Source organism: Variovorax sp. DAIF25 (genome assembly GCF_050711835.1).
Taxonomy (GTDB): domain Bacteria; phylum Pseudomonadota; class Gammaproteobacteria; order Burkholderiales; family Burkholderiaceae_C; genus Variovorax.
Genome location: NZ_CP136636.1, coordinates 6,797,518 through 6,823,645, shown reverse-complemented (window position 1 = coordinate 6,823,645; position 26,128 = coordinate 6,797,518). Strand labels below are relative to the sequence as shown.

Annotated in this window: 19 protein-coding genes; 12 read left to right on the top strand and 7 right to left on the bottom strand. The window is 72.2% G+C overall.

Translation table 11 applies throughout. The features are described 5' to 3' along the window. Positions 1–10 precede the first annotated feature (10 nt). The 3 genes from R0232_RS31565 (at position 11) to R0232_RS31555 (ending at position 5,222) form a co-directional block, all read left to right on the top strand. A complete protein-coding gene (locus R0232_RS31565; RefSeq protein ID WP_431510591.1) occupies positions 11–3,307 on the top strand; it encodes a carboxyl transferase domain-containing protein in 3,297 nt (1,098 codons plus the stop codon). A 71-nt stretch (positions 3,308–3,378) separates the two neighbouring features. Then, complete coding sequence (locus R0232_RS31560; protein WP_431510590.1) at positions 3,379–4,701, top strand: GDSL-type esterase/lipase family protein; 1,323 nt, start codon at positions 3,379–3,381, stop codon at positions 4,699–4,701. A 143-nt stretch (positions 4,702–4,844) separates the two neighbouring features. After that, complete coding sequence (locus tag R0232_RS31555) at positions 4,845–5,222, top strand: YXWGXW repeat-containing protein (RefSeq protein WP_208513612.1); 378 nt, start codon at positions 4,845–4,847, stop codon at positions 5,220–5,222. 89 nt (positions 5,223–5,311) lie between these two features. Here R0232_RS31555 and purU read toward each other — a convergent pair whose 3' ends face one another. Then, positions 5,312–6,166, bottom strand: coding sequence for a formyltetrahydrofolate deformylase (gene purU / locus R0232_RS31550; RefSeq protein WP_057594448.1), 855 nt, complete (start codon positions 6,164–6,166; stop codon positions 5,312–5,314). Positions 6,167–6,297: 131 nt separating this feature from the next. On the opposite strand from purU, the gene R0232_RS31545 reads away from it, so the two are divergent. The 4 genes from R0232_RS31545 (at position 6,298) to R0232_RS31530 (ending at position 15,515) form a co-directional block, all read left to right on the top strand. Next, positions 6,298–7,632 carry an aminotransferase class III-fold pyridoxal phosphate-dependent enzyme gene (locus tag R0232_RS31545; protein WP_296780320.1) on the top strand — a complete coding sequence of 445 codons (1,335 nt, stop codon included), beginning with the start codon at positions 6,298–6,300 and terminating at the stop codon, positions 7,630–7,632. Positions 7,633–7,889: 257 nt separating this feature from the next. Next, positions 7,890–8,477, top strand: coding sequence for a hypothetical protein (locus R0232_RS31540; protein WP_256223119.1), 588 nt, complete (start codon positions 7,890–7,892; stop codon positions 8,475–8,477). Between the two features lie 11 nt (positions 8,478–8,488). Continuing rightward, a complete protein-coding gene (locus tag R0232_RS31535) occupies positions 8,489–10,084 on the top strand; it encodes a CsgG/HfaB family protein (RefSeq protein ID WP_431510589.1) in 1,596 nt (531 codons plus the stop codon). A gap of 103 nt (positions 10,085–10,187) precedes the next feature. Further along, complete coding sequence (locus tag R0232_RS31530; RefSeq protein WP_431510588.1) at positions 10,188–15,515, top strand: beta strand repeat-containing protein; 5,328 nt, start codon at positions 10,188–10,190, stop codon at positions 15,513–15,515. Positions 15,516–15,608: 93 nt separating this feature from the next. Here R0232_RS31530 and R0232_RS31525 read toward each other — a convergent pair whose 3' ends face one another. Then, complete coding sequence (locus tag R0232_RS31525) at positions 15,609–16,460, bottom strand: ChaN family lipoprotein (RefSeq protein WP_431510587.1); 852 nt, start codon at positions 16,458–16,460, stop codon at positions 15,609–15,611. A gap of 71 nt (positions 16,461–16,531) precedes the next feature. On the opposite strand from R0232_RS31525, the gene R0232_RS31520 reads away from it, so the two are divergent. Next, positions 16,532–17,587 carry an AbrB family transcriptional regulator gene (locus tag R0232_RS31520; RefSeq protein ID WP_431510586.1) on the top strand — a complete coding sequence of 352 codons (1,056 nt, stop codon included), beginning with the start codon at positions 16,532–16,534 and terminating at the stop codon, positions 17,585–17,587. Positions 17,588–17,745: 158 nt separating this feature from the next. On the opposite strand, the gene R0232_RS31515 is transcribed toward R0232_RS31520, so the two are convergent. Further along, on the bottom strand, positions 17,746–18,024 hold the full coding sequence (locus R0232_RS31515) for a BTH_I0359 family protein (protein WP_057597632.1): 279 nt from the start codon (positions 18,022–18,024) through the stop codon (positions 17,746–17,748). A 117-nt stretch (positions 18,025–18,141) separates the two neighbouring features. Beyond that, positions 18,142–19,335: a DUF3108 domain-containing protein gene (locus tag R0232_RS31510; protein ID WP_431510585.1), complete on the bottom strand. Its 1,194-nt coding sequence runs from the start codon at positions 19,333–19,335 to the stop codon at positions 18,142–18,144. Between the two features lie 132 nt (positions 19,336–19,467). Between R0232_RS31510 and R0232_RS31505 the strand changes: the two genes are divergently transcribed. Further along, entirely contained in the window at positions 19,468–20,565 is a 1,098-nt protein-coding gene (locus tag R0232_RS31505; protein WP_431510584.1) for a fumarylacetoacetate hydrolase family protein, read from the top strand. Positions 20,566–20,572: 7 nt separating this feature from the next. On the opposite strand, the gene R0232_RS31500 is transcribed toward R0232_RS31505, so the two are convergent. After that, positions 20,573–21,358: a response regulator transcription factor gene (locus R0232_RS31500; RefSeq protein ID WP_431510583.1), complete on the bottom strand. Its 786-nt coding sequence runs from the start codon at positions 21,356–21,358 to the stop codon at positions 20,573–20,575. A gap of 88 nt (positions 21,359–21,446) precedes the next feature. Here R0232_RS31500 and R0232_RS31495 point away from each other — a divergent pair, with 88 nt between their 5' ends. The 3 genes from R0232_RS31495 to R0232_RS31485 are packed head-to-tail and all read left to right on the top strand — an operon-like array spanning position 21,447 to position 24,461. After that, the gene (locus R0232_RS31495; protein WP_431510582.1) at positions 21,447–23,249 is read left to right on the top strand and encodes an FAD-dependent monooxygenase; all 1,803 of its coding nucleotides are present in this window, start codon (positions 21,447–21,449) and stop codon (positions 23,247–23,249) included. Further along, positions 23,246–23,467, top strand: coding sequence for a hypothetical protein (locus R0232_RS31490; RefSeq protein WP_296780290.1), 222 nt, complete (start codon positions 23,246–23,248; stop codon positions 23,465–23,467). The genes R0232_RS31495 and R0232_RS31490 overlap by 4 nt, the downstream gene beginning before the upstream one ends. 19 nt (positions 23,468–23,486) lie before the next feature. Then, the gene (locus R0232_RS31485) at positions 23,487–24,461 is read left to right on the top strand and encodes a Bug family tripartite tricarboxylate transporter substrate binding protein (protein ID WP_431510581.1); all 975 of its coding nucleotides are present in this window, start codon (positions 23,487–23,489) and stop codon (positions 24,459–24,461) included. A 19-nt stretch (positions 24,462–24,480) separates the two neighbouring features. Here R0232_RS31485 and R0232_RS31480 read toward each other — a convergent pair whose 3' ends face one another. Together R0232_RS31480 and R0232_RS31475 are read right to left on the bottom strand one after the other, a co-directional pair. After that, positions 24,481–25,689 carry a toxin-antitoxin system YwqK family antitoxin gene (locus tag R0232_RS31480; protein WP_431510580.1) on the bottom strand — a complete coding sequence of 403 codons (1,209 nt, stop codon included), beginning with the start codon at positions 25,687–25,689 and terminating at the stop codon, positions 24,481–24,483. Next, on the bottom strand, positions 25,686–26,099 hold the full coding sequence (locus tag R0232_RS31475; RefSeq protein ID WP_093356034.1) for a VOC family protein: 414 nt from the start codon (positions 26,097–26,099) through the stop codon (positions 25,686–25,688). The genes R0232_RS31480 and R0232_RS31475 overlap by 4 nt, the downstream gene beginning before the upstream one ends. Between the last annotated feature and the right edge of the window lie 29 nt (positions 26,100–26,128).

Below are 26,128 nucleotides of genomic sequence, written 5' to 3'. Positions count from 1 at the left end.
AAGACCCCGCGTGTTTTCCAAAGTCCTGATTGCCAACCGCGGCGAGATCGCCGTGCGCCTGGTGCGCGCCCTGCGCGACCTCGGCATCGCCAGCGTGGCCGTGCATGCGCGCGACGACGGCTCGGCCCTCCACGTGCAGCTGGCCGACGTGGCGCTCGCGCTCGACGCGACCGGGCCCGAGGCCTACCTCGACATCGGCGCGCTGATCGCGGCCGCGAAGGCGAAGGGCTGCGACGCGGTGCATCCGGGCTACGGCTTCCTCAGCGAGCGCGCCGACTTCGCGCAGGCCTGCGCCGATGCGGGCCTGGTCTTCATCGGGCCCACGCCCGAGCAGCTCGCGCTGTTCGGCGACAAGGCGCGCGCGCGCGAACTGGCCACGCGCTGCGAGGTGCCCGTGATGCCCGGCAGCGCGGGCGCGGTGACGCTCGCGCAGGCGCAGGCCTTCTTCGCCGAGCAGCAGGCGCAGGGCGCGGGCGTGATGGTCAAGGCCATCGGCGGCGGCGGCGGGCGCGGCATGCGCGCGGTGCACGAGGCGGGCGAACTGGCCGAGGCGCATGCGCGCTGCATGTCGGAAGCGCGCGCGGCCTTCGGCATCGAGGGCGTGTACGTCGAGCGGCTGATGCGCGATGCGCGCCACATCGAGGTGCAGGTGCTCGGCGACGGCCAGGCCGTGGCCAGCCTCGGCGAGCGCGAGTGCACCTTGCAGCGGCGCTTCCAGAAGCTGGTGGAGATCGCGCCCAGTCCCTCTCTGCCCGAGGCGCTGCGCGCGCAGCTCACGCAGGCCGCGCTGCGCATGGCCCGGGCCGTGGGCTATCGCGGGCTCGGCACCTTCGAGTTCCTGGTCGACGCGGCCTCGGCCACGCTGCCCTACGTTTTCATCGAGGCCAATCCGCGGCTGCAGGTCGAGCACACGGTGACCGAGGCCGTGACCGGGCTCGACCTGGTGCAGCTGCAGATCGCGGTGGCGGCCGGCGAATCGCTGGTCGCGCTCGGCATCGAGGCCGGCCGCACCGCGGCGCAGCGCGGCTTCGCGCTGCAGTGGCGCATCAATGCCGAGACCCTCGATGCGCAGGGCCAGGCGCGGCCCTCGGGTGGCACGCTCGCGCGCTTCGAGTTGCCCGCCGGGCCCGGCGTGCGCGTCGACACGCATGGTTATGCGGGCCTCGCGCCCTCGCCGCACTACGACACGCTGCTGGCCAAGCTGATCGTGCATGCGCCCTCGGCGCGCTTCGCCGATGCGCTGCGCCGCTCGCTGCGTGCGCTCGACGAGTGCCGCATCGAGGGCATCGCCACCAACCTGCCGCTGCTGCGCGCGATCGCCGCGCGGCCCGAGTTCGCGACCCAGGCCGTGCACACGCGCTTCGTCGAGGCGCACCTGGGCGATCTGCTGGCGGCCGCGGCGTCGCTCGAGAAGCGCGCGAAGGAGACAACGCCAGTCGTCGCGCAAGCCGCGGCCTCCACGATCGATGAAGCCGACGATGGCCTCACGGTCAAGGCCCCGATGCCCGCGAAGCTGGTGCAGTTCGAGGTCGCGGTCGGCGACGTGCTGCCCGCGGGCGCGCAGCTCGGCGTGCTCGAGGCCATGAAGATGGAACACCTGCTGCACGCGCCCACCGCGGGCCGCGTGGTGGCACTGCTGGCCGAGCCCGGCGACTACCTGGTCGAGGGCCAGTCGCTGCTGCGGCTGGAGGCGGTCGACGCGCAGGCCGTGGACACCGAGGCGCGCGCCGCGCACGACCTCGATGCGATCCGGCCCGACCTGAGGAAGGTCATCGACCGCCATGCGTTCACGCTCGACGAGAACCGCCGGGCCGCCGTCGACAAGCGCCATGCGCAGGGCGGACGCACCGCGCGCGAGAACATCGCCGACCTCTGCGACAGCGCGGCCGATCCCGGCAACTTCATCGAGTACGGCGCGCTCGCCATCGCGGCGCAGACGCGCCGCCGCACGCTCGAGGACCTGGTCGCGAACACGCCGGCCGACGGCATGGTGACCGGCATTGGCAGCATCAACGCGAGGCAGTTCGGCCCCGAGAAGTCGCGCTGCGCCGTGCTCGCCTACGACTACACGGTGCTGGCCGGCACGCAGGGCATGCGCAACCACCACAAGACCGACCGGCTGCTCGCGGTGGCGCACCAGCTGCGGCTGCCGGTGGTGCTGTTCGCCGAGGGCGGCGGCGGGCGGCCCGGCGACACGGACATGCCGATCGTCGCGGGCCTCAACAACCACACCTTCAGCCAGTTCGCCGCGCTCTCGGGCAAGGTGCCGGTGGTCGGCATCGTGCATGGCCGCTGCTTCGCGGGGAACGCGGCCTTGCTGGGCTGCGCCGACGTGATCATCGCGACGAAGGGCAGCAACATCGGCATGAGCGGCCCCGCGATGATCGAGGGCGGCGGCCTCGGCAGCTTCGCGCCCGAGCAGATCGGGCCGAGCAGCGTGCAGTCGCGCAACGGCGTGATCGACATCCTGGTGGAGGACGAGGCCGCGGCGGTCGCGGCCGCGAAGCAGTACCTGTCGTACTTCCAGGGCCCGGTCGCCGACTGGCAGTGCGCCGACCCGCGCGCCTTGCGCCACGTGGTGCCCGAGAACCGGCTGCGCGTGTACGACGTGCGCGCCGCGATGCGCGGCGTGGCCGACACCGGCTCGCTGCTCGAGCTGCGCGCGGGCTTCGGCGCGGGCATCGTGACCGCGCTCGCGCGCATCGAGGGCAAGCCCGTGGGCCTGATGGCCAACAACCCGCACCACCTGGGCGGCGCGATCGACGTGGAGGCGGCCGACAAGTCGGCGCGCTTCATGCAGCTGTGCAATGCGCACGGCCTGCCGATCGTCTCGCTGTGCGACACGCCGGGCTTCATGGTCGGCCCCGAGATCGAGGCGCAGGCGCAAGTGCGCCATGTCTGCCGCATGTTCATGGTGGCCTCGCACCTGCGCGTGCCCTTCTTCGCGGTGGTGCTGCGCAAGGGCTACGGCCTGGGCGCGCAGGCGATGACGGCCGGCGGCTTCGACGCGCCGGTGTTCACCGTGGCCTGGCCCACGGGCGAGTTCGGCGCGATGGGACTCGAGGGCGCGGTGCGGCTGGGCTTCCGCAAGGAGCTCGCCGCGGCGGCCGAAGGGGCCGAGCGCGATGCGCTGTTCAAGCAGCTGGTGGCGCAGCAGTACGAGAACGGCGAGGCGATCCACATGGCGCAGACGCTGGAGATCGACGCCGTGATCGATCCCGCGCAGACGCGCGACTGGCTGGTGCGCGGGCTGGCCTCGGCCACGCGTCCCCACGAGGCGCCGGCGCCCTACGTAGACACCTGGTAACCAGGCGGCAGACCCTGCCGCGCGAAGTGACACGGTGGCTCCGTACACTTTGGCGCTTTTGCGCGAGGGGCATGACGCTGGTTTCATATCGATTCGCCGGGATCGGCGCCAGGCTGGCGACGGGCATGCTGTGCCTGGCGCTGTTCGCCGCCGTCGCGCACGCCGCGACCCCCTCGGGTGCGCCCGCTGCCCCGATCGCCGGTGAGCAGTGGGTCGGCAGCTGGGCCGCCGCGCCGCTGGATTTCCGCCAGCTCTCGCCGCTGGGCACGCCGCCGCCGGTGGCGCCCGAGGACCGCGCCTTCCCCGGCCTCACGCTGCGCCAGCAGCTGCAGCCCAGCGTGGGCGGGTCGCGTCTGCGCGTGCGCTTCTCCAACCGCTTCGGCACCGCGCCACTGGCCGTGGGCGCCGCGAGCGTGGCGCGCGGCACGGGTGGCGGCGCGATCTCGCCGGCCTCGCTGCAGCCCTTGCGCTTCGAGGGCCGCCCGGGCATCACGATCGCACCGGGCGCCGATGCCTGGAGCGACGGCATCGACTTCGCGGTCGAGGCCGGCCAGACGCTGGTGGTCAGCAGCTACTTCGAGCGTTCCACGCCGCTGTCGACGGTGCACCTGCAGCCGAGCAACGCGACCTGGATGTCGAACGGCAACGCGGTGTCGGCGCCGCGCCTGCCCGATGCGCAGCGGGTGCCGGTCAATGCCTTCGTGACGGGCGTGGACGTCTGGGCCGCGCGCGCCATCCGCACGGTGGTGGCCTTCGGCGATTCGATCACCGCGGGCGGGCTCGACGGCGACGGCGGTGGCAATTCGTACCCGCAGCAACTGGCCACGCTGCTGCGCAAGAGCCCGGGCCCGGGCGCCGCGCGCGAGGTGGCGGTGCTCAACGTCGGCATCGGCGGCAACCGGCTGCTCTACGGCGGCGCGGGGCAGAGCGGCCTCGCGCGCTTCGGCGCCGACGTGCTGGGCCAGAGCGGCGTCACGCACGTGATCGTGCTGATGGGCACCAACGACATCGGCCGCACCGCCTTCATCGGCGCGCCCGGGCAGGTGGTGCCGGCGAGCGAGATCCCGACGCCCGAACAGTTGCAGGCCGGGCTGCAGCAGCTGGTGCGGCAGGCGCGCGAGAAGGGCCTGAAGGTGCTGCTGGGCACGATCCCGCCGTTCGGCGGCTCGTCGTACTGGAACGAGCACACCGAGGCGCTGCGTGGTGCGGTCAACCGCTGGATCCGCGGCCGGCAGGACGTGGACGCGGTGGTCGATTTCGACGCCGCGGTGCGCAACCCGGCGCAGCCGCTGGCACTGCTGCCGGCCTACGACAGCGGCGACCACCTGCATCCCAATGCCGCGGGCCTCGCGGCGATGGCCGGCGCGGTCGATCTGCAGGAATTGCGGGAATAGGCCTACGCGCGTCGGCCACCGCCTGCAGGCGGCGCGCCGGGCGCGGCGACACAGCTCTACACAAGATTTCGCGCGGCGCTTACAGGCGCTTCACAAGGCACCGGCAGCATGAAGGCTCCTCCAACAACTCATGGAGCCTTGCCATGAAAAGACTCGCAGCCATCGCTTTTTCCGTCGCCGCCACCTCGCTGTTCTCGGTGGGCGCGCTCACGCTGCCGACGGCCGCCCAGGCGCAGCCGGTGGTCATGATCCAGGTGCCGCCTCCGCCGCCGCGCTACGAGCGGGTGCCGCCGCCGCGCCGCGGCTATGTCTGGGCACCGGGCCACTACGAGTGGCGCGGCGGCCGCCATGTCTGGACCAACGGCGTCTGGGTGCGGGCCCGCCCGGGCTATGCCTACCGCGCGCCCGAATGGCGCCAGGAAGGTGGCCGCTGGGCCTACAGCGCCGGCCGCTGGGACCGCGACGGCGACGGCGTGCCCAACCGCTACGACCGCCGCCCGAACAACCCGAACCGCAACTGACGCGCGCGGCCTGAATGAAAAAAGCCCCCGGCATGGCCTGCACTGGCCGCGCCGGGGGCTTTTTTTCGAGAGGCTGTGCGAGCGCTCGCTCAGCGGAACACGACGGTGCGGTGCCCGTTGAGCAGCACGCGGTGCTCGCTGTGCCACTTCACCGCGCGCGCCAGCACCTGGCTCTCGGTGTCGCGGCCGCGGGCCGTGAGGTCCTCGACGGTGTCGGTGTGGTCGGCGCGCGCCACGTCCTGCTCGATGATCGGGCCCTCGTCGAGGTCGGCCGTCACGTAGTGGGCGGTGGCGCCGATCAGCTTCACGCCGCGGTCGTGCGCCTGGTAGTAGGGCTTGGCGCCCTTGAAGCTCGGCAGGAACGAGTGGTGGATGTTGATCGCGCGGCCGGCCAGGCTCTGGCACAGGCCGTTGCTGAGGATCTGCATGTAGCGCGCCAGCACCACGAGCTCGGCGCCCTCGGCCTCGATGATCTCGAGCTGCTTCGCCTCGGCCTGCGCCTTGGTCGCGGCCGTCACCGGGATGTGGTGGAAGGGCACGTTGTAGCTCGCCGCCAGCTGGTAGAAGTCGCGGTGGTTCGAGACGATCGCGCGCACGTCGATGGCCAGCAGGCCGCTCTTCCAGCGGAACAGCAGGTCGTTGAGGCAGTGGCCTTCCTTGCTGACCAGGATCACCGTCTTCATCGGCTGGGCGGCGGCCTGCAATTGCAAGGTCATGCCGAAGCCCTGGGCGAAGGCGGCGAGCTGCTCGCGCAGCGCGGCCTCGCCGTGCTCGGCGCAGGCGAAGCGCACGCGCATGAAGAACAGGCCCGTGTCGTGGTCGTTGTACTGGGCGGCCTCTTCGATGTTGCCGCCGCGCTCCAGCAGGAAGCCCGAGACGGCATGCACGATGCCCGTACGGTCGGGGCAGGAGAGGGTGAGGATGTAGGCAGGGGTGGTGGTCATGGTCAGGGGCGTGATTGTCGCAGGGGTGCCAGAATGCCGTTCTCCCCGTCCGCCGCGTCCCTTTTCCCGGGGTGCCGGCCGTTCGGCGGCGGGACCTTCCACATTCCGACGAGACACACAGGAGCACGCGCATGGCCTACCAGGACTTCAACATGGACAACCAGTGGTTGCCCTTCACCCCGAACCGCCATTTCAAGAAGGACCCGCGGGTCTTCGTGGCGGCCGACGGGATGGAGTTCACCACCCACGACGGCCGCAAGGTGATCGACGGCATCTCGTCGCTGTGGTGCGTGGGCGCGGGCCACAACCGCAAGCCGATCAACGAGGCGATCAAGCAGCAGCTCGACACGCTCGACTACGCCACCGCCTTCCAGATCAGCAACGACAAGGCCTTCCGCGCGGCCGAGATGATCGCCGCGCTGGCCCCCGGCGACCTCAACAAGGTGCTGTTCTGCAATTCCGGCAGCGAGGCCGCCGACACCTCGATGAAGGTGGCGCTGGCCTACCACCGCGCGCGCGGCGAGGGCCACCGCAACGTCTTCATCGGCCGCGAGCGCGGCTACCACGGCGTGGGCTTCGGCGGCATGTCGGTGGGCGGCATCCCGGGCAACCGCAAGGTGTTCGGCTCGGCCTTCCTGCCGCGCGTGGACCACATGCGCTTCATCCACGACCCGGTCAACAACGCCTACATCCACAACCAGGAACCGGTGTGGGCCGAGGACCCGCTGGTCGAGCTCGAGACCCGCATCCTGCCGCTGCACGACCCGAGCAACGTGGCCGCGATCATCGTCGAGCCGGTGGCCGGTTCGGCCGGCTGGTACCTGCCGCCGCAGGGCTACCTTAAGCGCCTGCGCGAGATCTGCGACAAGCACGGCATCCTGCTGATCTTCGACGAGGTCATCACCGGCTTCGGCCGCATGGGCACCAACTTCGCGTCGGACTACTTCGGCGTGGTGCCCGACATGCTGAACTTCGCCAAGTGCGTGACCAACGGCGTGATCCCGCTGGGCGGCGTGATCTGCCGCGACAAGCTCTACGACGCGATGATGAAGACCGACGCGCCCGAGCACGTGGTCGAGTTCTTCCACGGCTACACCTACTCGGGCCACCCGGTGGCCTGCGCGGCGGCGATCGCCACGCTCGAACTGTTCGAGAAGGAAAGCCTGTTCCCGCGCGCCGGCGAGATGGGCAAGCTGCTGGGCGACGCCTTCCACAGCACCTTCAAGGGCCTGCCCAACGTGATCGGCATCCGCAGCCTCGGCCTGGCCGCGGCGGTCGAACTGGCGCCGATCGCGGGCGCGCCCGGCAAGCGGGCCTACGACATCTTCCTCGACTGCTTCCACAAGGGCGCCCTGGTGCGCCCCGCGGGCGACGTGCTGGTGATCGCGCCGCCGTACATCGTCGAGAAGTCGCACATCGACACGCTGGTGAACACGCTGGCGGACGCGATCAAGGCGCACGCCTGATCGCAGGCCCCACCGCGGCCCGCAACGGGCCGCGGACGCGCCCCCGCCACGGGGGCGCGAGCCCCGGTCGGCCCCTTGTGCTGCGCACAGGATCGGGGCGGCCGCACTGTCCGGCCATCCAGTAATCACCGCTGGTTTGTACTCATAGGTACTACTGGTTTCCGGAATAGCCAGCCCACCTGCCCGATCCATAGCATCCTCTTTACAAAGAAGTAGCACTTTTCGTTTAAGTGCTCTTCCTCCTGAAAGGAGCTGCCATGCCTCGTGCATCCCGTGCCGCCGTATCCCGGTGCTCCGATCGTCGCCGTGGTGCGCCCTGGGCCGCCACGGTGCACGTGGCCCTGGTGGTGGCGCTGCTCCTGGTGGCGGCGCCGCGCGCGCAGGCCAACAACGTCGGCGAGAACGCCGCCTGGCAGTTCCAGACCAGCACCGACAAGGTCAACCAGGCCGCGGTGCAGGACATGATCCGCAAGCAGAAGAGCGGCTACTACGCGGCGCCGGTCTACAACACCACGGTCGGGCGCCAGTACAACTGCAACGTCTCGGCGACCTCGACCGGCAACGACGGCAACAACAGCACGGTCGCCAACTCGCCCGCGAATGCCGGTGCGCGCTCGGGCGCCACGGGCAACGACAGCAACAGCGCGGTCGGCACGCTCGGCGCCGCGGTGGTGGGCACCAACCAGGCCAACGCGGGCACGGTGGGCTCGGCGGTCGTCGGCGGCACCAGCACGCAGGTGCAGGGCGCAGCCTGGCAGGCGCTGAACTCGGCCCAGGGCAACACCGGCGCGCAGACGGCGGGGGTGAACGGCAGCGCCGCCTGCGCCTTCGGCGTGCTCAACTGAACGGGGGCGCCATGCACAGCATCTCGCCCCACGCCCGCCGGGCGGTCTTTCTCGCGGCGCCGCTGGCCGGCGCGCTGGTGCTGGCCGGCTGCACCTCGGCGCCGCAGCAGCGCTTCGCACCCAACGAGGCGCCGGTGGTGCTCGGCCCCTCGGTGCGCGACAACGTCACGCCGATGGAGCCGGTGCTGGCCTGCTTCGCCGACCACATCGCGGCCACGCGCCGGCCCGAGGTGGTGATCGGCGTGGGCGACGTGAAGGACTACACCGGCAAGTACAGCATCAACGAGGGCAACGCGATCACGCAGGGCGGCGCGCTGATGGTCTATTCGGCGCTCGGCAAGCTCGGCGGCGCGGTGCGCATCGCCGAGCGCTTCGACCCGGTGATCGCCGAGCGCGAGCTGGCCTACGCCGACCGGCGCCAGCTCGGCGACGGCCGCACGCACCAGCTCGGCGGCGGGCCGGGCGGCGGCGCGCAGGTGGTGCCGTGGCTGCCGTACTTCGGCGGCACGATCAACAAGTCCGACTACTTCATCGTCGGCGGCATCACCGAGCTCAACTACAACATCAACTCGGGCGGTGCCGAGGTGGCGGTGAACCAGGTCGGCGTGAAGGCGCGCACCTTCACCCAGTCGGTCGGCGTGGACCTGCGCATCGTCGACACGCGCTCGCTGATGGTGGTGCGCACGGTGAGCCTCACCAAGCAGTTCAACGGCTACGAGGTCGGGCTCAACGTGTTCCGCTTCTTCGGCAGCCGGCTCTACGACGTCGACATCGGCGCCAAGGGCCAGGAGCCGGTGCAGATGGGCGTGCGCGCCGCGCTCGAGGAGGGCGTGGTGCGGCTGATGGCCGCGGTCACGCAGGTCGACCACCGGCCCTGCATGACCCTGCGCCCCGGCGGCGGCGAGCAGATCCCGCTGGTGCCGGCCGAGCAGCTGCGCAAGGTGCAGAACCCGGCCGAGGCCGGCGCGGCCGGCGGTGCGGCGCCGCCGGTGGTGCAGGCGAGCCCGGGCGTGGCCGTCAATGCCGCGGGCACGGGCGGCGCGCGGCTGACCGGCGCGGCGCTGCAGGTGGCCTTCGACTTCGGCGCCACCACGCTCGGCGGCAGCGCGCTGGCGCAGATCGACCAGGTCGCGGGCGCCGCGAAGAAGGGCGCCACCGACATCGTGCTGGTGGCGCGCGACACCGAGAACTGGGATGCGCGCAAGCGCGACGAGCTGATCGACCAGCGCATCGCCGCCGTGACCTCGGCGCTGGCCAACCGCGGCATTCCGCCGGGCGCGATCACGGTGCTGTGGCGGCCCGACGCGGCCGACACCTCGATCCACCGCGACGGCCCCGGGCTGCAGGAGATCGCGAAGCTGCGCATCGGCGCGCCAGTGGTGGGCAACGGGCCGGCGCCCGCCGCGCCGCAGGGCGCCGCCACGATCGCGCCCACGCCCAGCGCCTCCGTCGCGCCCGCGCCGGCACCGACGGGCGACAGCGCGGTCGCCCCGGCCGGCGCCGCCGACACCGCCGCCGTGCCCCAGGCGGCCGAGACCGTCAGCGCGAGCGGCCCCGCGGCCGCCGCCAGCCCCGATCCCGCCGCCGCTCCCGGCCGCGGCAGCTGACACCCCCGTTCCCGCGAACCGTGCGCGCCTGCGAGGGCGGCCCGGTTCCCCTGCGTTCGTCCGTCCCTTTCGTCCACAACGTCTTCACACCAGGAGTCACGCCATGAAAGCTCGCAAGATCCGCAATCGGGGCGCCCGCAGGCCCGCCACCAGTCTCAGCCGCATCGGTTCCGCGGTCGCGGTCGCGCTGCTCGCCGCCGGCGCCGCGCAGGCGGCCGACACCACCGTGAGCAACACGCTCAACGGCTCGGTGTCGGGGGCGTCGACGGCGAACTCGCAGCCCTCCAACACCAACGGCGTGACGGCGGGGATCACGGGCGCCGTCGGCGGCACCACGGTCAGCGGCACGCCGGCCAATCCGAACCCGATCGCGGCCAGCACCACCGGCAACCTGATCGGCGCCAGCGCCGCCGGCAACGACTTCGCGAACGCGATCCAGCCCGCCTCGGGCAGCCCGGCCTCCACGCCGGTCGACAACGCGGCCTCGCTGGGCGTGGCCACCAACAGCGGATCGATCGCCGCCGGCGTCGCCAACAGCAGGCTCGCGGTCGAGCTCAACAACTTCACGAGCGGCAGCGCGGCCGCCACCGACAACACGATCTCGGCCTCGACCGTGATCAACAAGGGCAGCTCGCTGGTGACCGGCGGCGCGATGGCCGGCGCCGTCGGCATCACCGGCGGCGCGGCGCTGACCTACCCGGGCGGCACGCCGCTGTTCGACGCGCAGGGCAACATCGTCGTGACCTCGCTGCAGCTGGGCACCGGCCCGGCCTCGGGCGCGGGCCTGGCCAACAACAGGATCGACCTGGCGCTGACCTCGACGCTGCCGGGCAACATCGTGGTCGCGGGCGCCACGCTCGACCGCAACACGCTGTCGGCCACGCTGCGGGGCAACAGCGCGAGCAGCGCGGCCGAGATCCAGTCCGGCGCGGCGCCGAGCTTCGCGGGCTCGGCGGTGGTGTCGAACCTGCAGGCCAACGGCAACGGCATCCTCGCGGCGGTCACGCATGCGGCCGACAACACCAACTCGACCGTGCAGGCGCTGGTCACCGGCGCGCCGGCGGGCCAGGTCAACGAACTGCGCGGCTCGCTCTCGGTGCAGGGCAACACCATCTCCAGCGCCGCCACCGGCAACGAGGCGCTCTCGGCCACCGCCGGCAGCGCGGGCAACCGCATCGTGATGAACGGCGTGTCGGTGGTCGCCGCGACCCCGCCCCTCACGCCGGTCAACGCCAGCGTGCATGGCGGCACCGCCGTCACCACCACCCTCGATGCCGACCTGGCCGTGCTCAACAGCCAGGGCAACCTGCGCTCCAGCGTGCTGGCACAGACCATCAACGGCCAGGTGCTCGCGGGCGTGCAGTCCATCGACGGCGGCAGCGTCACGCTCAAGGACAACAGCGTGAGCGCCGCGGCCACCGGCAACATCGCCTCGAGCGCGATCCTGCCCGGCACCACCGCGGCCAGCTTCACGGCCACGGCGGGCATCTCGAACCAGCAGGCCAACACCGAGTCGACGGTGTCGGCCGTCGCCAACGGCACCGTCATCGCGGTGCAGACCGGCGATGCCACCGGCCAGACGAATGCCAGCACCGTGACCGTGGCGAACAACAGCGCGGCGGTCGCGGCGCGCGGCAACCAGATCAACCAGGGCCTGGCACTCGACGCCAACACCGTCGCGCTCGGCAGCGATGCGGTGGCGCTCGGTGGCGGCACCAGCGCCGACGGCCGCGTGTCGGCCACCGGCGCCGTCACGCTGACCAACCTGCAGGGCAACTACAACGGCAGCCTGGTCACGGCGATCAACGGCGGCTCCAAGGTCTGGCTGGTCGCGAACGGACCGGCCACGGTGGCCGACAGCGCGCTGTCGCTCACCGGCAATCGCCAGGAGGCGGTGGCGGTCGGCAGCGGCGCCACCAGCGACCTGTCGATCAAGGGCAATGCGGTCGGCACCGGCGCCGGCATTGCCAGCGTGCAGATGAACGATGCCACCTCCTCGGTCGGCGCGGTGCTCAGCGTGCCCGAGGCCCGCGTCGCCGTGTTCGGCAATCTCTCGGGCGGCTCGGCCGCGGTCAGCGACAACCTGCAGCGCGCGATCGCCTACGGCAACTCGGCCACCAGCACGCTGGGCGTGCAGGCCGGCAACGTCACGGTGAACCCGTCCACGGACGTCGCCTCGACCATCACGGCCAACCTCGGCAACAACCTGCCCTTCGACAACAGCCTGGCCACGCAGCCGGCGGTCAATGCCTCCTACGCCATCCTCGGCAGCCAGTCGATCCAGTCGACGGTGGGCACCACGGCCAGCGGCGTGAATTCGTTCGCGGCCTCGGTGAGCGGCGACGTGGCGTCGGCCAGCCTCGGCAACGACCGCAACGCCTTCGTCGCCGCGAGCTACGGCAACGACGCGGCCAACGGCCTGAAGCTCGCGGCCAACCAGATCGCTTCGAGCGACTTCGCCTCGGTGGCCAACGTGACCAACGTGCAGTCGGTGGCCGGTGCCAACACCAAGGTCGAGGCCAACACGGTCGGCGGCAACGTGGTGCGCACGGTGGTCGGCGGCGGCCTGCAGGACGCCTCGGTCTCGAGCAGCGGCAACACCACCCAGGCCCTGGCCTACGGCAGCCGCGCCACCGGCAACACGGTGGACGTGACGGCCACCTCGATCGACACGGCGGGCCTCGTGCTCTCGGGCGCCACCGTCACCGGCGGGGTCGCGACCACCGATGCCTCGTTCAGCGTGCAGAACGCGCAGTCGGGCCAGGGCACGGTGGCGGCCACGCGCAGCGGCGGGCCCGAGGTGCTGACGCAGATCGCCTTCGGCGTCGGCAATTCGAAGATCGATGCCGACAACAACACCACCGCGGCCGCCGCGACCAGCAACAGCGCGGTCAACGGCGTGCGGCTCGGTGCGGCCGGCATCGCCACCACCACGGCGGTGCAGAACCTGCAGGTCACCACCGCCAAGACCACCTCCGAGCTCGGACTCGAGGGCGGCGCGCTGACCGACCAGGCCGGGGTGCAGCTCGCGGTCAGCGGCAAGGGCATCGTCGACTCGCAGCTCTCGGTGGACGGCAACGCGGTGCGCGGCGCCGCCACCGGCAACACCGCCGTCAACGGCATCGACGTGAAGGGCAACACCATCGACACGGGCGGCGTGCTGCCGGTGGCCGCGGCGGCCAACGCCGCGGTGCTGACCGGCGCGCTCGGCGACCATGCGCTGTCGAACGCGCAGCTGATGCTGAGCACCGCGACGATCTCGTCCAAGGCGGCTGGTGCCTTCGGCATCGACACCGCGCCTGGCACGGGGGTCAACGGCAGCACGCTCAGCGTGTCGAACAACGCCCAGAGCGCGAAGGCGGTGGCCAACAGCGCCAGCAACGACATCGCGCTGGCGGCCGGCAGCGTCTCGGCCACCTCGGCGCTGCAGTCGGGCCAGGCCAGCCTGGCGGCGGTGGAGGCGCGTTCCTTCGTGCAGGCCTTCGCGCCGGCCTCGGTGTCGAGCGCGTCGGTGACGATCTCGGGCAACGCCAACAGCGCGCTGGCCGTGGTCAACGACGCGACCAGCCGCATCGCCGTCGCGGCCGACACCACGGCGAGCGCGATCCTGCCCACCCTGGTGCTGCAGGCCGCGGGGCCGGGCGACGGGGGCACGGCCGCCATCCATGCGCTGATGAACCGCCAGTCGGCCGCCACCTCGGCCAGCGCGACCGCCGACAGCGCGATCTACAACGACGACCGCGCCGTGCCGGGCGGCCCGGGCGTGGTCGACAGCGCGGTCGCGATGTCGGGCAACCAGACGCTGGCCGAGGCCGCGGGCAACCGCGCGGGCAATGCGGTGTCGCTCACGGGCGGTGCGTCGCAGGGCGCCACCACCGGCCTGCTGAACTCGCAGGCCAGCAGCGCCGCCGTGGGCGGGGTCGCCAACAACACGACCCGGCTGACCCTGAACGGCACCACCGCGCTGATCGACAGCAGCGCCACGCTCGAGGGCAACACCACCGGCGCGGCCGCCACCGGCAATGCCTCGACCAACAGCATCGAGGTGAAGGGTGGCGCCATCGCCACCGGCCTGGCGGGCTCCGCGGGGACCGCGGCCGCGGGCTCGGCGGTGCTCGCGAGCGCCGACCATGCGCTGGTCAACGTGCAGGTGGGCGCCGGCCCGGTGGGCGCGATCGCCACCGGCAGCATCGGCATCGACACCACCGGTACCGCCGCGGTGCAGGGCGCGACGCTGAGCGTGTCCGACAACCGGCAGAGCGCGCGCGCCGCCTCGAACACCACGGTCAACGGCATGACGCTCTCGGGCGCCAACGTCGATGCGCGCGCGGTGGTCCAGTCGACGCAGGTCGGCCAGGCGGCGGTCGCGGCCAGCTCGAACTCCGAGCTGTTCGCGCCGGCGGCATCCTCGGGCTCGTCGGTGCGGATCTCGGGCAACACCAACACGGCGCTGGGCGTGATGAACGACGCGACCAACACGCTCGACGTGAAGGCCGCCAACCTGCAGCCGGCGGCGACCACGGGTGCCGTGACGCTGTCGGAAACGGCGGCGGGCGGGCAGGCGGCCACGGGCGACCACCTGGTGGCGAACCGCCAGGCCGCATCGACCTCGGTCACCAGCAGCGCCAGCACCGCGATCTACAACGACGACCGGCTGGTGCCGAACACGGCGGGGCTGTTCAACGGCGCGGTGACGATCTCGAACAACAGCACGCTGGCCGAGGCCTCGGCGAACCGCGCGATCAACACCGCCACGGTGGCGGGCGACGCGACGCAGGGCGCGAGCGTGGGCGTGTCGAACGCGCAGACCAGCAGCGCGGTGGTGACCTCGTCGGCCGTCACGGCCGCGGGCGTGACGATCGCGGGCACCGATCCGCTCAACGCGGGCAGCGTGGCCCTCAACGGCAACACCACCTCGGCGCTGGCGCGCGGCAACGCGGCCACCAACCTGGTCGACTCGAGCGCGGGCGGCAGCTACGGCGGCGCGGCCCCGAGCGGCAGCGTGGGCTTCGTGGCCTCGCCGCTGGCGCTCAACCTCGGCGCCAGCGTGGGCGTGCTCAACAGCCAGACCAACAGCGGGCCGGTGAACGCGTCCAGCACGAACACCAGCTACCAGGTGGCGCTCAACGCGACCGGCCCGGGCACGCTCAACGGCAGCGTCGGTGTCTACGGCAACACGCTGAGCGCGCAGGCCTTCGGCAACAGCGCGACCAACCGCGTGACGCAGACCGCGCTGAACACCGGCACGGCGAGCGCGGCGGTCGGCAACTACCAGGTCAACAGCGGCGCGGTGTCGGCCACGGTGACGACGGTGAACTTCGGCGTCGGCGTGGTGGGACCGGTGGGCAGCAGCACCTTGCGCACCACGGGCAACCAGGTCACGGCCTCGGCCACCGGCAACTCGGCGACCTCGTCGATCCTGTCGCGCTGAGGCGGGCGCGGGCCGGCGGGCCCGCCGCATGAAGAAAGACGAAGGCCGCGGCCGGACGCCTGTCCTGCCGCGGCCTTCGCACGTCCGGGTCGCTCAGGACTTCTTCGCCGGGCCCATCGACTTGCGGAGTTCCGCGCAGTAGTCCTTCTCGGGCAGCGGCGGCGTGCGCCAGGTGCGGTCGTAGCCGGCCGATGCCGCGTCGGCACCGGCGGGCGCGGCGAGCAGGCGCACGGCCTTGAACGAGACCTCGTTCGGCAGGTGCTGCGCCACGCCGAGCTGGCGGTCGACGTGGCCCGCGCCCGCGATCAGCAGCACGGTGCGGCCCGGCTGGCGCGCCTTGACGATGGCCTGCGCCATGGCGCGGTCGCGGCCGACCTGGATCCGGGTCATGGGCACGATCTGCGATTCGGGCAGCAGCTTGCAGTGGCCCTCGCGCACGGCGTCCTGCTGCGCGGTGTAGGCCTCGCCGTTGAGCTGCACGTCGAGCGAGACGTCGGCCATCGCGTCCTTCATGCGCGCGCGCGGCAGGTTGGCGCCGACCACCGGCACGCCGGCGCGCACCGCGGCCATCACGGCCGGACCGTAGTCGGCCCAGGGCCAGGCCTTGTCGTTCCAGCTCAGCGCGGTGCGCACCTGGGCTTCGGTGGCCGCGGCCGGCAGGTGGGCGGTGCCGTTGCCTTCCTCGGCCATCTCGAGCGCCAGCGCGGCGAGCCGGCCGCGCGCGGCCAGCGCCTCGACCGTCTCGCGCTCGATCGCATGGTGCTCGGGGGCGTCGTGCTGCTCGCCGAGCAGCAGGGCGTCGGTGGGCAGCAGGGCCTCGACGCGGCGTGCGATGGGGGCGTCGGGCGCCTCGGCGCCGCCGGGCCAGCCCGCGCAGCCGGCGATGAGGGTGCTGCCGAGAAGAGCAAGCAGGAGGGAGGAGACGGGCCGGTGCGCGAAAGACATCGCGCCATACTACGCAACGGCGCCGCGCGCGCTGCCGTCCTTTGCCCCTACCGCCTGTCCGTCCGTTCCGCGTGTCCCTTTCCTTCCCGGTCCGCGTGCTGGCCACGCTGCTGCTCGCCTTCGTGGCGGCCCAGATCTGCCTCGCGCTCCACACCCCGCTGCCCTGGATGATCGGCCCGCTGCTGGCGGTGTCGCTGGCCTCGATCGCGGGCGCGCCCATGGCCAGCCACGTGCCGCTGCGCAATGCCGGGCAGTGGACCATCGGCACCGCGCTGGGCCTGTACTTCACGCCGCACGTGGTCGCGCTGGTGGCCAGCGTCTGGTGGGCGATCGTGCTCGCGATCGCCTGGGCGCTGCTGCTGGGCTGGGGCTTCGGACGCTGGCTCTACGGCCTGCATGCACAGCGCATGCCTCAAGTGCCGGAGCGTTCCATGAGAGCCACGACTTACTTCGCGGGCGCGATCGGCGGCGCCTCGGAGATGACCTTGCTGGCCGAGGCCCAGGGCGCGCGCACCGACCTGGTGGCCGCGGCCCACAGCCTGCGCGTGCTGATCGTGACGGTGACGATCCCGTTCGCGATGCAGTGGAGCGGGCTGCACGGCCTGGAGATCAGCCCGCCGAGCGCGCGCGAGGTGAACCCCGGCGGCCTCGCGCTGCTGGCCGTGGCCACCGGCGCGGGCGGTTTGGCGATGCGCGCGCTGGGCCGCACCAACCCCTGGTTCATGGGCGCGTTGCTGGTCGCGATGGGCTTCACGGTCGCCGGGCTGTCGCTGTCGGCGGTGCCGGGCTGGATGTCGAATGCCGCGCAGCTGGTGATCGCCGTCAGCCTGGGCGTGCGCTTCAGCCGCGAGTTCCTGCACACCGCGCCGCGCTGGCTCGGCTCGGTGACGCTCGGCACGCTGGCCATGCTCGTGGTGTGCGCCGGCGTGGCCTGGCTGCTGGCCTGGGCCACCGGGCTGCATCCGGCGACCATGATCCTCGGCACCTCGCCGGGCGGCATCGCCGAGATGTCGATCACGGCCAAGGTGCTGCAGCTCGGCGTGCCGGTGGTGACGGCGTTCCAGGTCTGCCGGCTGGTGGCGGTGCTGCTGCTGGTCGGGCCGATGTTCCGCTGGATCTATCGTTAGCCCCCGGCTTTTCACTCGCTTCGCTCCTGTAACTCCACCCCCCCGAGGGGGAGGCGCGGCCGCCTTGGGGCGGCCCGGCGGCGGCCGTTCGTCGCGCCCCAAAGAAAAAGCGCCCCGCGGGGCGCTTCGTTTCTTGTAGCACGGGGCTCGGGCTCGGCTCAGTGCACCAGCAGCGGCGTCTGCGCCAGCTCGGCGTAGCCCTCGAGCGTGTCCTCGACCTCTTCCTGGGTCGGGGTGTTGAGCTGCCAGGCCGCGATCTGCTGGCGGAACAGCTCGGCCCAGGAACCGTCGAGGTAGAGCTCCTTGCCGGAGCGCTTGTCGACGATCTCGAAACCGTGGCGCTCGAGCACCGGCACGTTGGGTTCGGCCGGAACTTCGCCTTCGTTCGGCTGCACGTGCACGACGACGAAGGAATCCGAGTCGTAAAGCATGTTCATGGCGGGGCCTGTGAGGATGTCGAGGGCGTTCATGAGGGTTACATAGCAATCAACGCGCCAGTTTCAAGATGGGTTGTCGTGTTGCCATTAAAACGTTTGGATGCGTGGTTTTTCGCATCAACCGGCCGGTGCGGCGGGTAGGGGTTTGCGCAATTGGGCGTCGGCGAAGTCGCCGTTCGGCTCGGTCTGGCGGATCCGCACCGGCAGGTAGCCGTAGGCCGGGGCCAGCCAGAGTTCGACTTTGCGGTCGAAAGGCTTGCGCGGATCGCGCGTGAGCTTGCGTGCCAGGTACTCGCCGGCCGGCAGGCTCAGCTTCTCCTCGTCGCCGACCACGAACACCCAGACATCGGCGTCGCGCGCGCCCACGGTCTGGATCGCGATCCGGGTGCCGGCCGGGTAGCGCTCGGGGCTGGCCGCCAGCAGGCCGCCGAGCTGCATCATGACGCTCATGCGGTCCTGGGCGCCGGGCTGGAGCGGCACGGGCGGCGCGTTGTTGCTGAACACCACCTCGCCGCGGTCGCGCGCGAAATGCGAGGCCACCTCGGCCTTGCGGCTCTCGGAATAGCGCTCGGGCTCCAGGCCCGACAGGCCGATCTGGCCGGTGCTGCGCCAATTCAGCAAGGTGAAGAAGACGGCCTTGAGCGTGAGCCGGCCGTCGTAGCGGGTGCCGTCGTGCAGCCACACCAGCTCGCCGAACACGCCGCGCTGCGGCGAGGCACCGATCTGGCCCGTGGCCTCGAAATCCAGCGTGACCGAGCCCGGAATCCGCAGCGACTGAGTGCCGGCCATCGTGGTGGTCGCTTCGCCGGTGCCGGCGGCGGGGGCGCTGGCCGGCGTGGCCGATGGGGCGGCGGCCGCGCTGGCGGGCGGTTCGGGCGTGGGTGCCGCTCCTGAATCGGGAGCAGCCTGCGCCACCAGATCGGGCGATTCGGGATCCTTGGGCGCCGTGGCCTCGGGCGCGGGGTCGGGCGAGGGCGCGGCCGCCGCGGGGACCGGATCGGGCTTGGGCCGCGGCGCATGCACCGCGCGCGGCCGCAGCGGCTTGGTCGCCGCGGGCGGGGCCGTCGCGGCCGGTGGTGGCGCCGCCGCGGGCGTTTCGGCCACCGGCGGCGCGATCACGATCGTGCGCGTGCTGAACTTGGTGATCGGCGACACCGGCTCGGCCCCGAGCCCGGCCGGCGCGAGGCCCAGCAGCGCCATGTGCGCGAGCGCCACCAGCAGGACCAGCAGCGCCAGCGCCCGCCACGAAGGCCGCCAGGGCGCCGGGGAGGGCGCCAGGGCGGAGGACGGCGGGGCGACGGTCGTCGACATGGAAGGTGGAGTGGGCGTCGCCGCCGAGGTTCATCGAAGCCACCTCGGTACACTGCCGCCCGTCCAACCAGTTTAGGGGAGCGGCGCGCGGCCCGGCGCGGCGCCCCGTCGCCTTTTTCCCAGCACCGCACCATGAAACTCGCCACCCTCAAGGACGGCTCCCGCGACGGCCAGCTCGTCGTCGTGTCGCGCGACCTCACGCTCGCCCACTACGCCACCGGCATCGCCCATCGCCTGCAGCAGGTGCTCGACGACTGGGGTTTCATGGCGCCGCAGCTGCAGGACCTGTACGCCGCGCTCAACGCCGGCCGCGCGCGCCACGCCTTTCCCTTCGATCCCGCCCAGTGCATGGCGCCGCTGCCGCGCGCCTACCAGTGGGCCGACGGCTCGGCCTACCTCAACCACGTCGAGCTGGTGCGCAAGGCGCGCAATGCCGAGGTGCCCGAGAGCTTCTACCAGGACCCGCTGATGTACCAGGGCGGCAGCGACGACTTCATCGGCCCGACCGACGACGTGGTCGTGCCCAGCGAGGCCATGGGCATCGATTTCGAGGCCGAGATCGCGGTCGTCACCGGCGACGTGAAGATGGGCGCCACGCCCGAGCAGGCGCTCGACGGCATCCGCCTCGTGATGCTGGCCAACGACGTCAGCCTGCGCAACCTGATCCCGGCCGAGCTCGCCAAGGGCTTCGGCTTCTTCCAGAGCAAGCCCGCCACCGCCTTCAGCCCCGTGGCCGTGACCCTCGACGAGCTCGGCGAGGCCTGGGCCGGCGGCCGCGTGCACCTCGCGCTGCAGAGCAACTGGAACGGCCGCAAGGTCGGCCTGTGCGAGGCCGGTCCCGAGATGACCTTCCACTTCGGCCAGCTCATCGCCCACGTCGCCAAGACGCGCAACGTGCGCGCCGGCAGCATCGTCGGCAGCGGCACCGTGAGCAACAAGGGCGTGGAAAAGAACGGCCGCATGGAATGGCCGCGCGGCTATTCGTGCATCGCCGAGAAGCGCTGCATCGAGACCATCCAGGACGGCGCGCCCTCGACCGAGTTCATGCGCTACGGCGACACCATCCGCATCGAGATGAAGGGGCTCGACGGCCGCTCGATGTTCGGCGCGATCGACCAGGAGATCGTGGCGCCGGGCGGGCGCGCGAAGGCGGCGGCGGACGAGGCCGCGAAGCCCGCGCCGGTGGCGGTGCCCGACGACGCGGCCGAGGCGCAGGCCTCCGAGGACTGAGCCCCGCTCACTGCGCCGCGGGCCAGCCGCGCAGCAATTCCCTCTGCGACCGTATCCCCAGCCGCCGGAACGCCCGGTACTGGTGGGTGCGCACGGTCGTGAGCTCGACGCCGATCTCGCGCGCCGCCTCCTTCGCGGTGCGCCCGGCCATCAGGTGGCCGATGACCTCGCGCTCGCGCAGGCTCAGCGTGAGCAGCCGCGAAGCCAGCGCCGGTGCCGTGGCCTCGCGCGCGGCCACGGCGCTGCGGCCGTGGGCGGTGGTGGCATCGGCCAGCAAGGTGGCGTGGCGTTCGATGACGGCGAAGTCGGCGGCGCCGAATTCGGGCTGCGCCAGGCTGCGGTAGAAGCTCACGGCCACGCGCTGGCCCGTGGGCAGCAGCAACAGCACCGAGGCGCGCTCGCGGATGCCGACGTCGCCATAGCAGGCGGCGCGGTAGGCCGGATCGGCCACCTCGTCGCCGAGCTGGTGGCCCAGCCACAGCTGCGCGCGCCGCGGCAGCTTGCGCGCGGCCAGCCAGGCCATGTTGGGATCGAGCAGGTCGAAGCGCTGCGCGACGTAGCGCTCGGCCGTGCGCTCGGCCGTGCTGCCGTAGCTGCTGGCGGCCGACACGGTCTCGATGCGCCCGCTGGCGCCGACCGCGAACACGGTGCAGAAGGTGACGGGCATCACGCGCTGCATCGCGGCGAGGTAGCTGGCCGCGAGGTGCGGCGTGCCGACGCCGGCGAGCACGTCGCCGACCACGCTGGCCGACAGCGTGGCCTCGGGCGCGGCGGGAAGGCGCCAGCGTTTCATGGGGCGGGGAGAGGGCGGGGGATTCGGGTAAACACTTCGTACGAAGTTATGACAATGCGGCGCCGGGCGCGTCGGGACAATCCCGGGCATGAACCGCCCCGTTGCTCTCTCGAACCCCGTGCCTGTTGCGCCGGCCGCGCGCCCTGGCGACGCCGCCGGCGGACCGCTGCCGCCGGCAGCGGCCGGCCTGCCGCCCTCGGTCGGCGCCTTCGACTACACGCGCTACCCGGTGCGCCTGCCGGCGCTTGCGGCCGACGGCTTCGAGGCCGTGGCGGGCGGCAGCCATCCGGTGGTGATCGCGGGCGGTGGCCCGGTCGGCATGGCGCTCGCGCTGGGGCTCGCCAACCATGGCGTGCGCAGCGTGATCCTCGAGGCCGACGACACGGTCTGCGTCGGCAGCCGCGCGGCCTGCATCTCGCGCCGCAGCCTGGAGATCATGGCGCGCCTGGGCGCGCTGCCGGCCTTCCTGGCCAAGGGCCTGCCGTGGACCGGCGGGCGCAGCTTCTACAAGACCGAGGAGGTGTTCCGCTTCGAGATGCCGCACGATGCGCGGCAGAAGCTGCCGCCGATGATCAACCTCGAGCAGTACTACGCCGAGCACTATCTGCTCGAGGAGATCGAGCGTCGCAACGCCGCGGCGCCGGGGCTGATCGACATCCGCTGGGGCACCGAGCTCACCGGCCTTTCGCAGGACGACGCGGGCGTGCTGCTCGAGGCACGCAACGCGCAGGGCGAGTACCAGCTGCGCGGCCAGTGGCTCGCGGCCTGCGACGGCGGCCAGAGCTTCGTGCGCAAGGCGCTGGGCTTGGCGCTCGAGGGCACGGGCTACGAAGGCCGCTACGTGATCATCGACATCGAGCTCAAGAGCGGCCACCCGACCGAGCGCCGCGCCTGGTTCGACCCGCCGTGGAACCCGGGCTCGACCGTGCTGATGCACCGGCAGCCCGACGACATCTGGCGCATCGACTACCAGCTGCGCGCCGGCCAGAGCACCGAGGAGGCGCTGCAGCCGCCGGCCGTGGCCGAGTTCGTGCAGCGCCACCTCGACGCCATCGGCGAGGGCCACCTGCCGTGGAAGACGGTCTGGACCTCGGTCTACCGCGCCGGCGCGATGACGCTCGCGAGCTACCGCCACGGCCGCGTGCTGTTCGCGGGCAACGCGGCGCATGCGATGCCGATCTTCGGCGTGCGCGGCCTCAACTCGGGCTTCGACGATGCCGACAACCTGGCCTGGAAGCTGGCCTTCGTGGCGCGCGGCCTGTCGGATGCCGCGCTGCTCGACAGCTACTCGGCCGAGCGCATCGCCGCGTTCCACGTCAATGCCGAGAACGCGATGCGCAGCACCGAGTTCATGTCGCCGCCCTCGCGCGGCTTCGACCTGCTGCGCGAGGCGGCGTTGTCGCTGTCGGGCGCGCACCGCGGCATCGCGCAACTGATCAATCCGCGCCAGACGCAGGCGGTGCGCTACGATGATTCGCCGCTGTCGAGCGCGGACGGCGACGCGCTGCCCGCGGGCCCGCTGCCCGGCGAGGCGATGCCCGAGCAGCAGCTCGCGCAGGGCCATCTCACCGACCGGATCGGCGCGCGCTTCACGCTGCTGGTGCTACGGCCCGCGCACGGCGCCGCCGTCGAACTGCCGGCCGACGACATCGCACGGGCGCAACAGGGACCCCTGCCGTTCGCGCTGTGCACGATCGCGGCCGACGGTCCCGCCGATGCCCATGCCGACGCGCGGGTGTTCGAGGCCCTCGGCGCGCGCGAGGGCGCGGTCTACCTGCTGCGCCCCGACGGCCACGTGGCCGCGCGCTGGCGCCGCCTGAGCGCGGGCGCGTTGCCGCGCGCGCTCGAACGCGCGGCCGCCGCCGTGCAACTGGAGACCCTCGCCGCATGACCACCGCACGTCCCACCCTGGCCCCCGAGGCCCGCGACCGCCTCTACGCCGACTGCGCGAACGCCATCAGCGAGGCCGGCGCCGAGCGCGAATCGCTGTTCCTCGCGCGGCTCGCGCTGCTGCTGTTCGAGCAGGTCGGCGACGAGGCGCGCTGCCGCGCCGCGCTGGCCGACGCGCTGCATGCGCTGCCCGTACCATCGCTGTCCGCAACCGAATGACAACCTGGAGATGACCCTCATGGACCGCCGTACCCTCCTTGCCACGCTCGCCTCGGGCGCCGCCGTGGCCGCCGCGCCCTTCGCCCGCGCGCAGGACTATCCCTCGCAACTGATCCGCTGGGTGGTGCCCTATCCCGCGGGCGGCGGCACCGACGTGATCGCGCGCGCGCTGGCCGAGGCCATGCGCCAGACGCTGGGCCAGCAGATCGTGATCGACAACCGCCCCGGCGCCTCGACCAACATCGGCGCCGACATGGTCGCCAAGAGCAAGCCCGACGGCTACACCGTGCTGTCGGCCGACAACGCGGTGCTGGCCTTCAACGAGCACCTGTTCGGCAAGCTGCCCTTCAACCCCGAGAAGGACTTCAGCTACATCGGCGCGATCGGCAAGTTCCCGCTGGCGCTGGTGGTGCACCCGGACTTCCCGGCCAAGACCTTCAAGGAGTTCCTGGCCTACGTGAAGGCCAACCCGGGCAAGGTCAACTACGCCTCGCCGGGCAACGGCTCGCCGCACCACCTGGCGATGGAGATGTTCAAGGTGCGCACCGGCAGCTTCATCACCCACATCCCCTACCGCGGCGCGGCGCCGGCCATGGCCGACGTGATGGGCGGCCAGGTGCCGTGCATGTTCCTCGACCTGGCCTCGGGCCTGTCGATCATGAAGGCCAACAAGGTGCGCGTGCTGGCCATCGGCTCGGGCGCGCGCAGCAAGCTGCTGCCCGACGTGCCGACGCTGGCCGAGGTGGGCGTGGCGAATTCCGAGGTGTTCGCGTTCCAGGGCGTGCTCGGCCCGGCCGGCCTGCCCGCGGCGGTGGTGAACAAGCTCAACGGCGACCTCAACCGCGCCTTCGGCAATCCGCAGGTGCAGAAGCGCTTCGAGGACTTCGGCATGGAAGCCATGCCCGGCACGCCCGCGCAGTTCGCGGCGCTGTCGCGCGCGGAGTCGAATCGCTGGGGCCCGATCATCAAGCAGGCAGGCATCAAGCTCGACTGAGCGCCCCGGAGGGCGGCTCTCAGCGCGCGTAGGCCCTGCGCGAGCCGTCCTCGAACACCTCGTCGTCGCGCACCAGCTCGCCGTTCTCGTCCCAGCTGCGCTCGCGCGTGACGCGGCCGCGCGCGTCGAAGCTCGATTCGGCGACCAGCGTGCCCTTCTCGTCGAAGCGCTGGTGCGTGCCCTGCGGCAGCTGCCGCGCGCCGCGCCCGCCCACGAGGTAGCGGCCCAGCGCGGCGCGCTGGCCGTTGTCGTGGAACTCGGTGACCAGCACCGTGCGTGCATTGCCCGCGCCGCTGTAGACCGACTTGGTGTGCGGCTGGCCGTTGAGGTAGTAGCTGTCGTCGCCGATCGGCTCGCCGGCGCTGTTCCAGCGCTGGTCGCGCACCAGCGTGCCGCGCTCCGAGAACTCCTGGTCGCGCAGGCGGATCGCCGAGCGCGCCGCCCCCAGCAGCGAGACGGTCTCGCGGCGCTTCACGCCCTCGGACGAGAACTGGCGCTCGGTGCGCTGGTTGCCGTTGATCTCGTCGAGCTGCGAGGGCTTGCCGTTGTCGTAGAAATCCTGCGTGCGCACGCGCTTGCCGGCCAGGTAGGACTGGCGCGAGCGCAGGATGCCGCGCGCGTCGAACAGCTCGACCTGCGAGGGCGCGCCGCCGAAGCCGCACAGCCGCGCGTCGTCGGCCGCGGGCGCCAGCATCGGCGCGTTGCCGCAGCGCAGCGCCGAGAGCTGGCCGCGCTCGGTGAACTCGGCCGAGGCCCGGTCGCCGCCCTGGTCGGGATAGAAGCTGGCGCGGCGCAGCTTGCCGCCCGGATAGAAGCTGCGCACCAGGCCGCGCTCCTGGCCGTCGTCGTAGGTGGCCTCGCGCAGCACCTGGCCGCCGGGCGCGAACTCGCGCGCCAAGCCGTGCATGTTGCCCTTGGCGTTGAGCGTGTGCTCCTTCGCGAGCCGTCCGTTCTCGTAGACGCGCACCAGGCCCATGAAGACGCCGTTCTGGATCTGCTCCTCGCGCAGCAGCTGGCCGCTGCCGCGGTCCTTGCAGCGCAGCACGCCGGTCTTGCGCGCGGTCTCGCCGCCGTTGGCGGGGTTGATCGGCTGGCCGTTGAGCTCGCAGTCCTGCGCCGCGCGCGCGGCGGTGGCGCCCAACAGCAGCGGCAGGGCCAGCGTCGCGGCCAGGGCCAGCCGCGCCGCGAGCCGCGGAACATCGACCGGCCGGACCGGAGCGTGGGTCACTTGTCGTAAAGCGCGTCGAGCGAGCGGAAGCCCTTGGCCTCGATCGGGTTGCCGAAGGGGTCGCAGAAGAACATGGTCCACTGCTCGCCCGGCTGGCCTTCGAAGCGGACCTGGGGCTTGAGCACGAAGTCGGTGCCGGCGGCCTCGAGCCGCGCGGCCAGTGCCTGCCAGTCGGGCAGCGCCAGCACGATGCCGAAGTGCGGCATCGGCACCATCGCATCGCCGACGCGGCCGGTGCGCGTGGTGGCGAAGGGTTCGCCCAGGTGCAGCGAGATCTGGTGGCCGAAAAAGTCGAAATCGACCCAGGTGTCGGTGCTGCGGCCTTCGGTGCAGCCGAGGGCCTCGCCATAGAAGCGGCGTGCGGTGTCGAGGTCGCGCACGTGGAAGGCGAGATGGAAGATGCTCTGCATGTTCCGGATTATGGGCAGCGGTGCTGTTG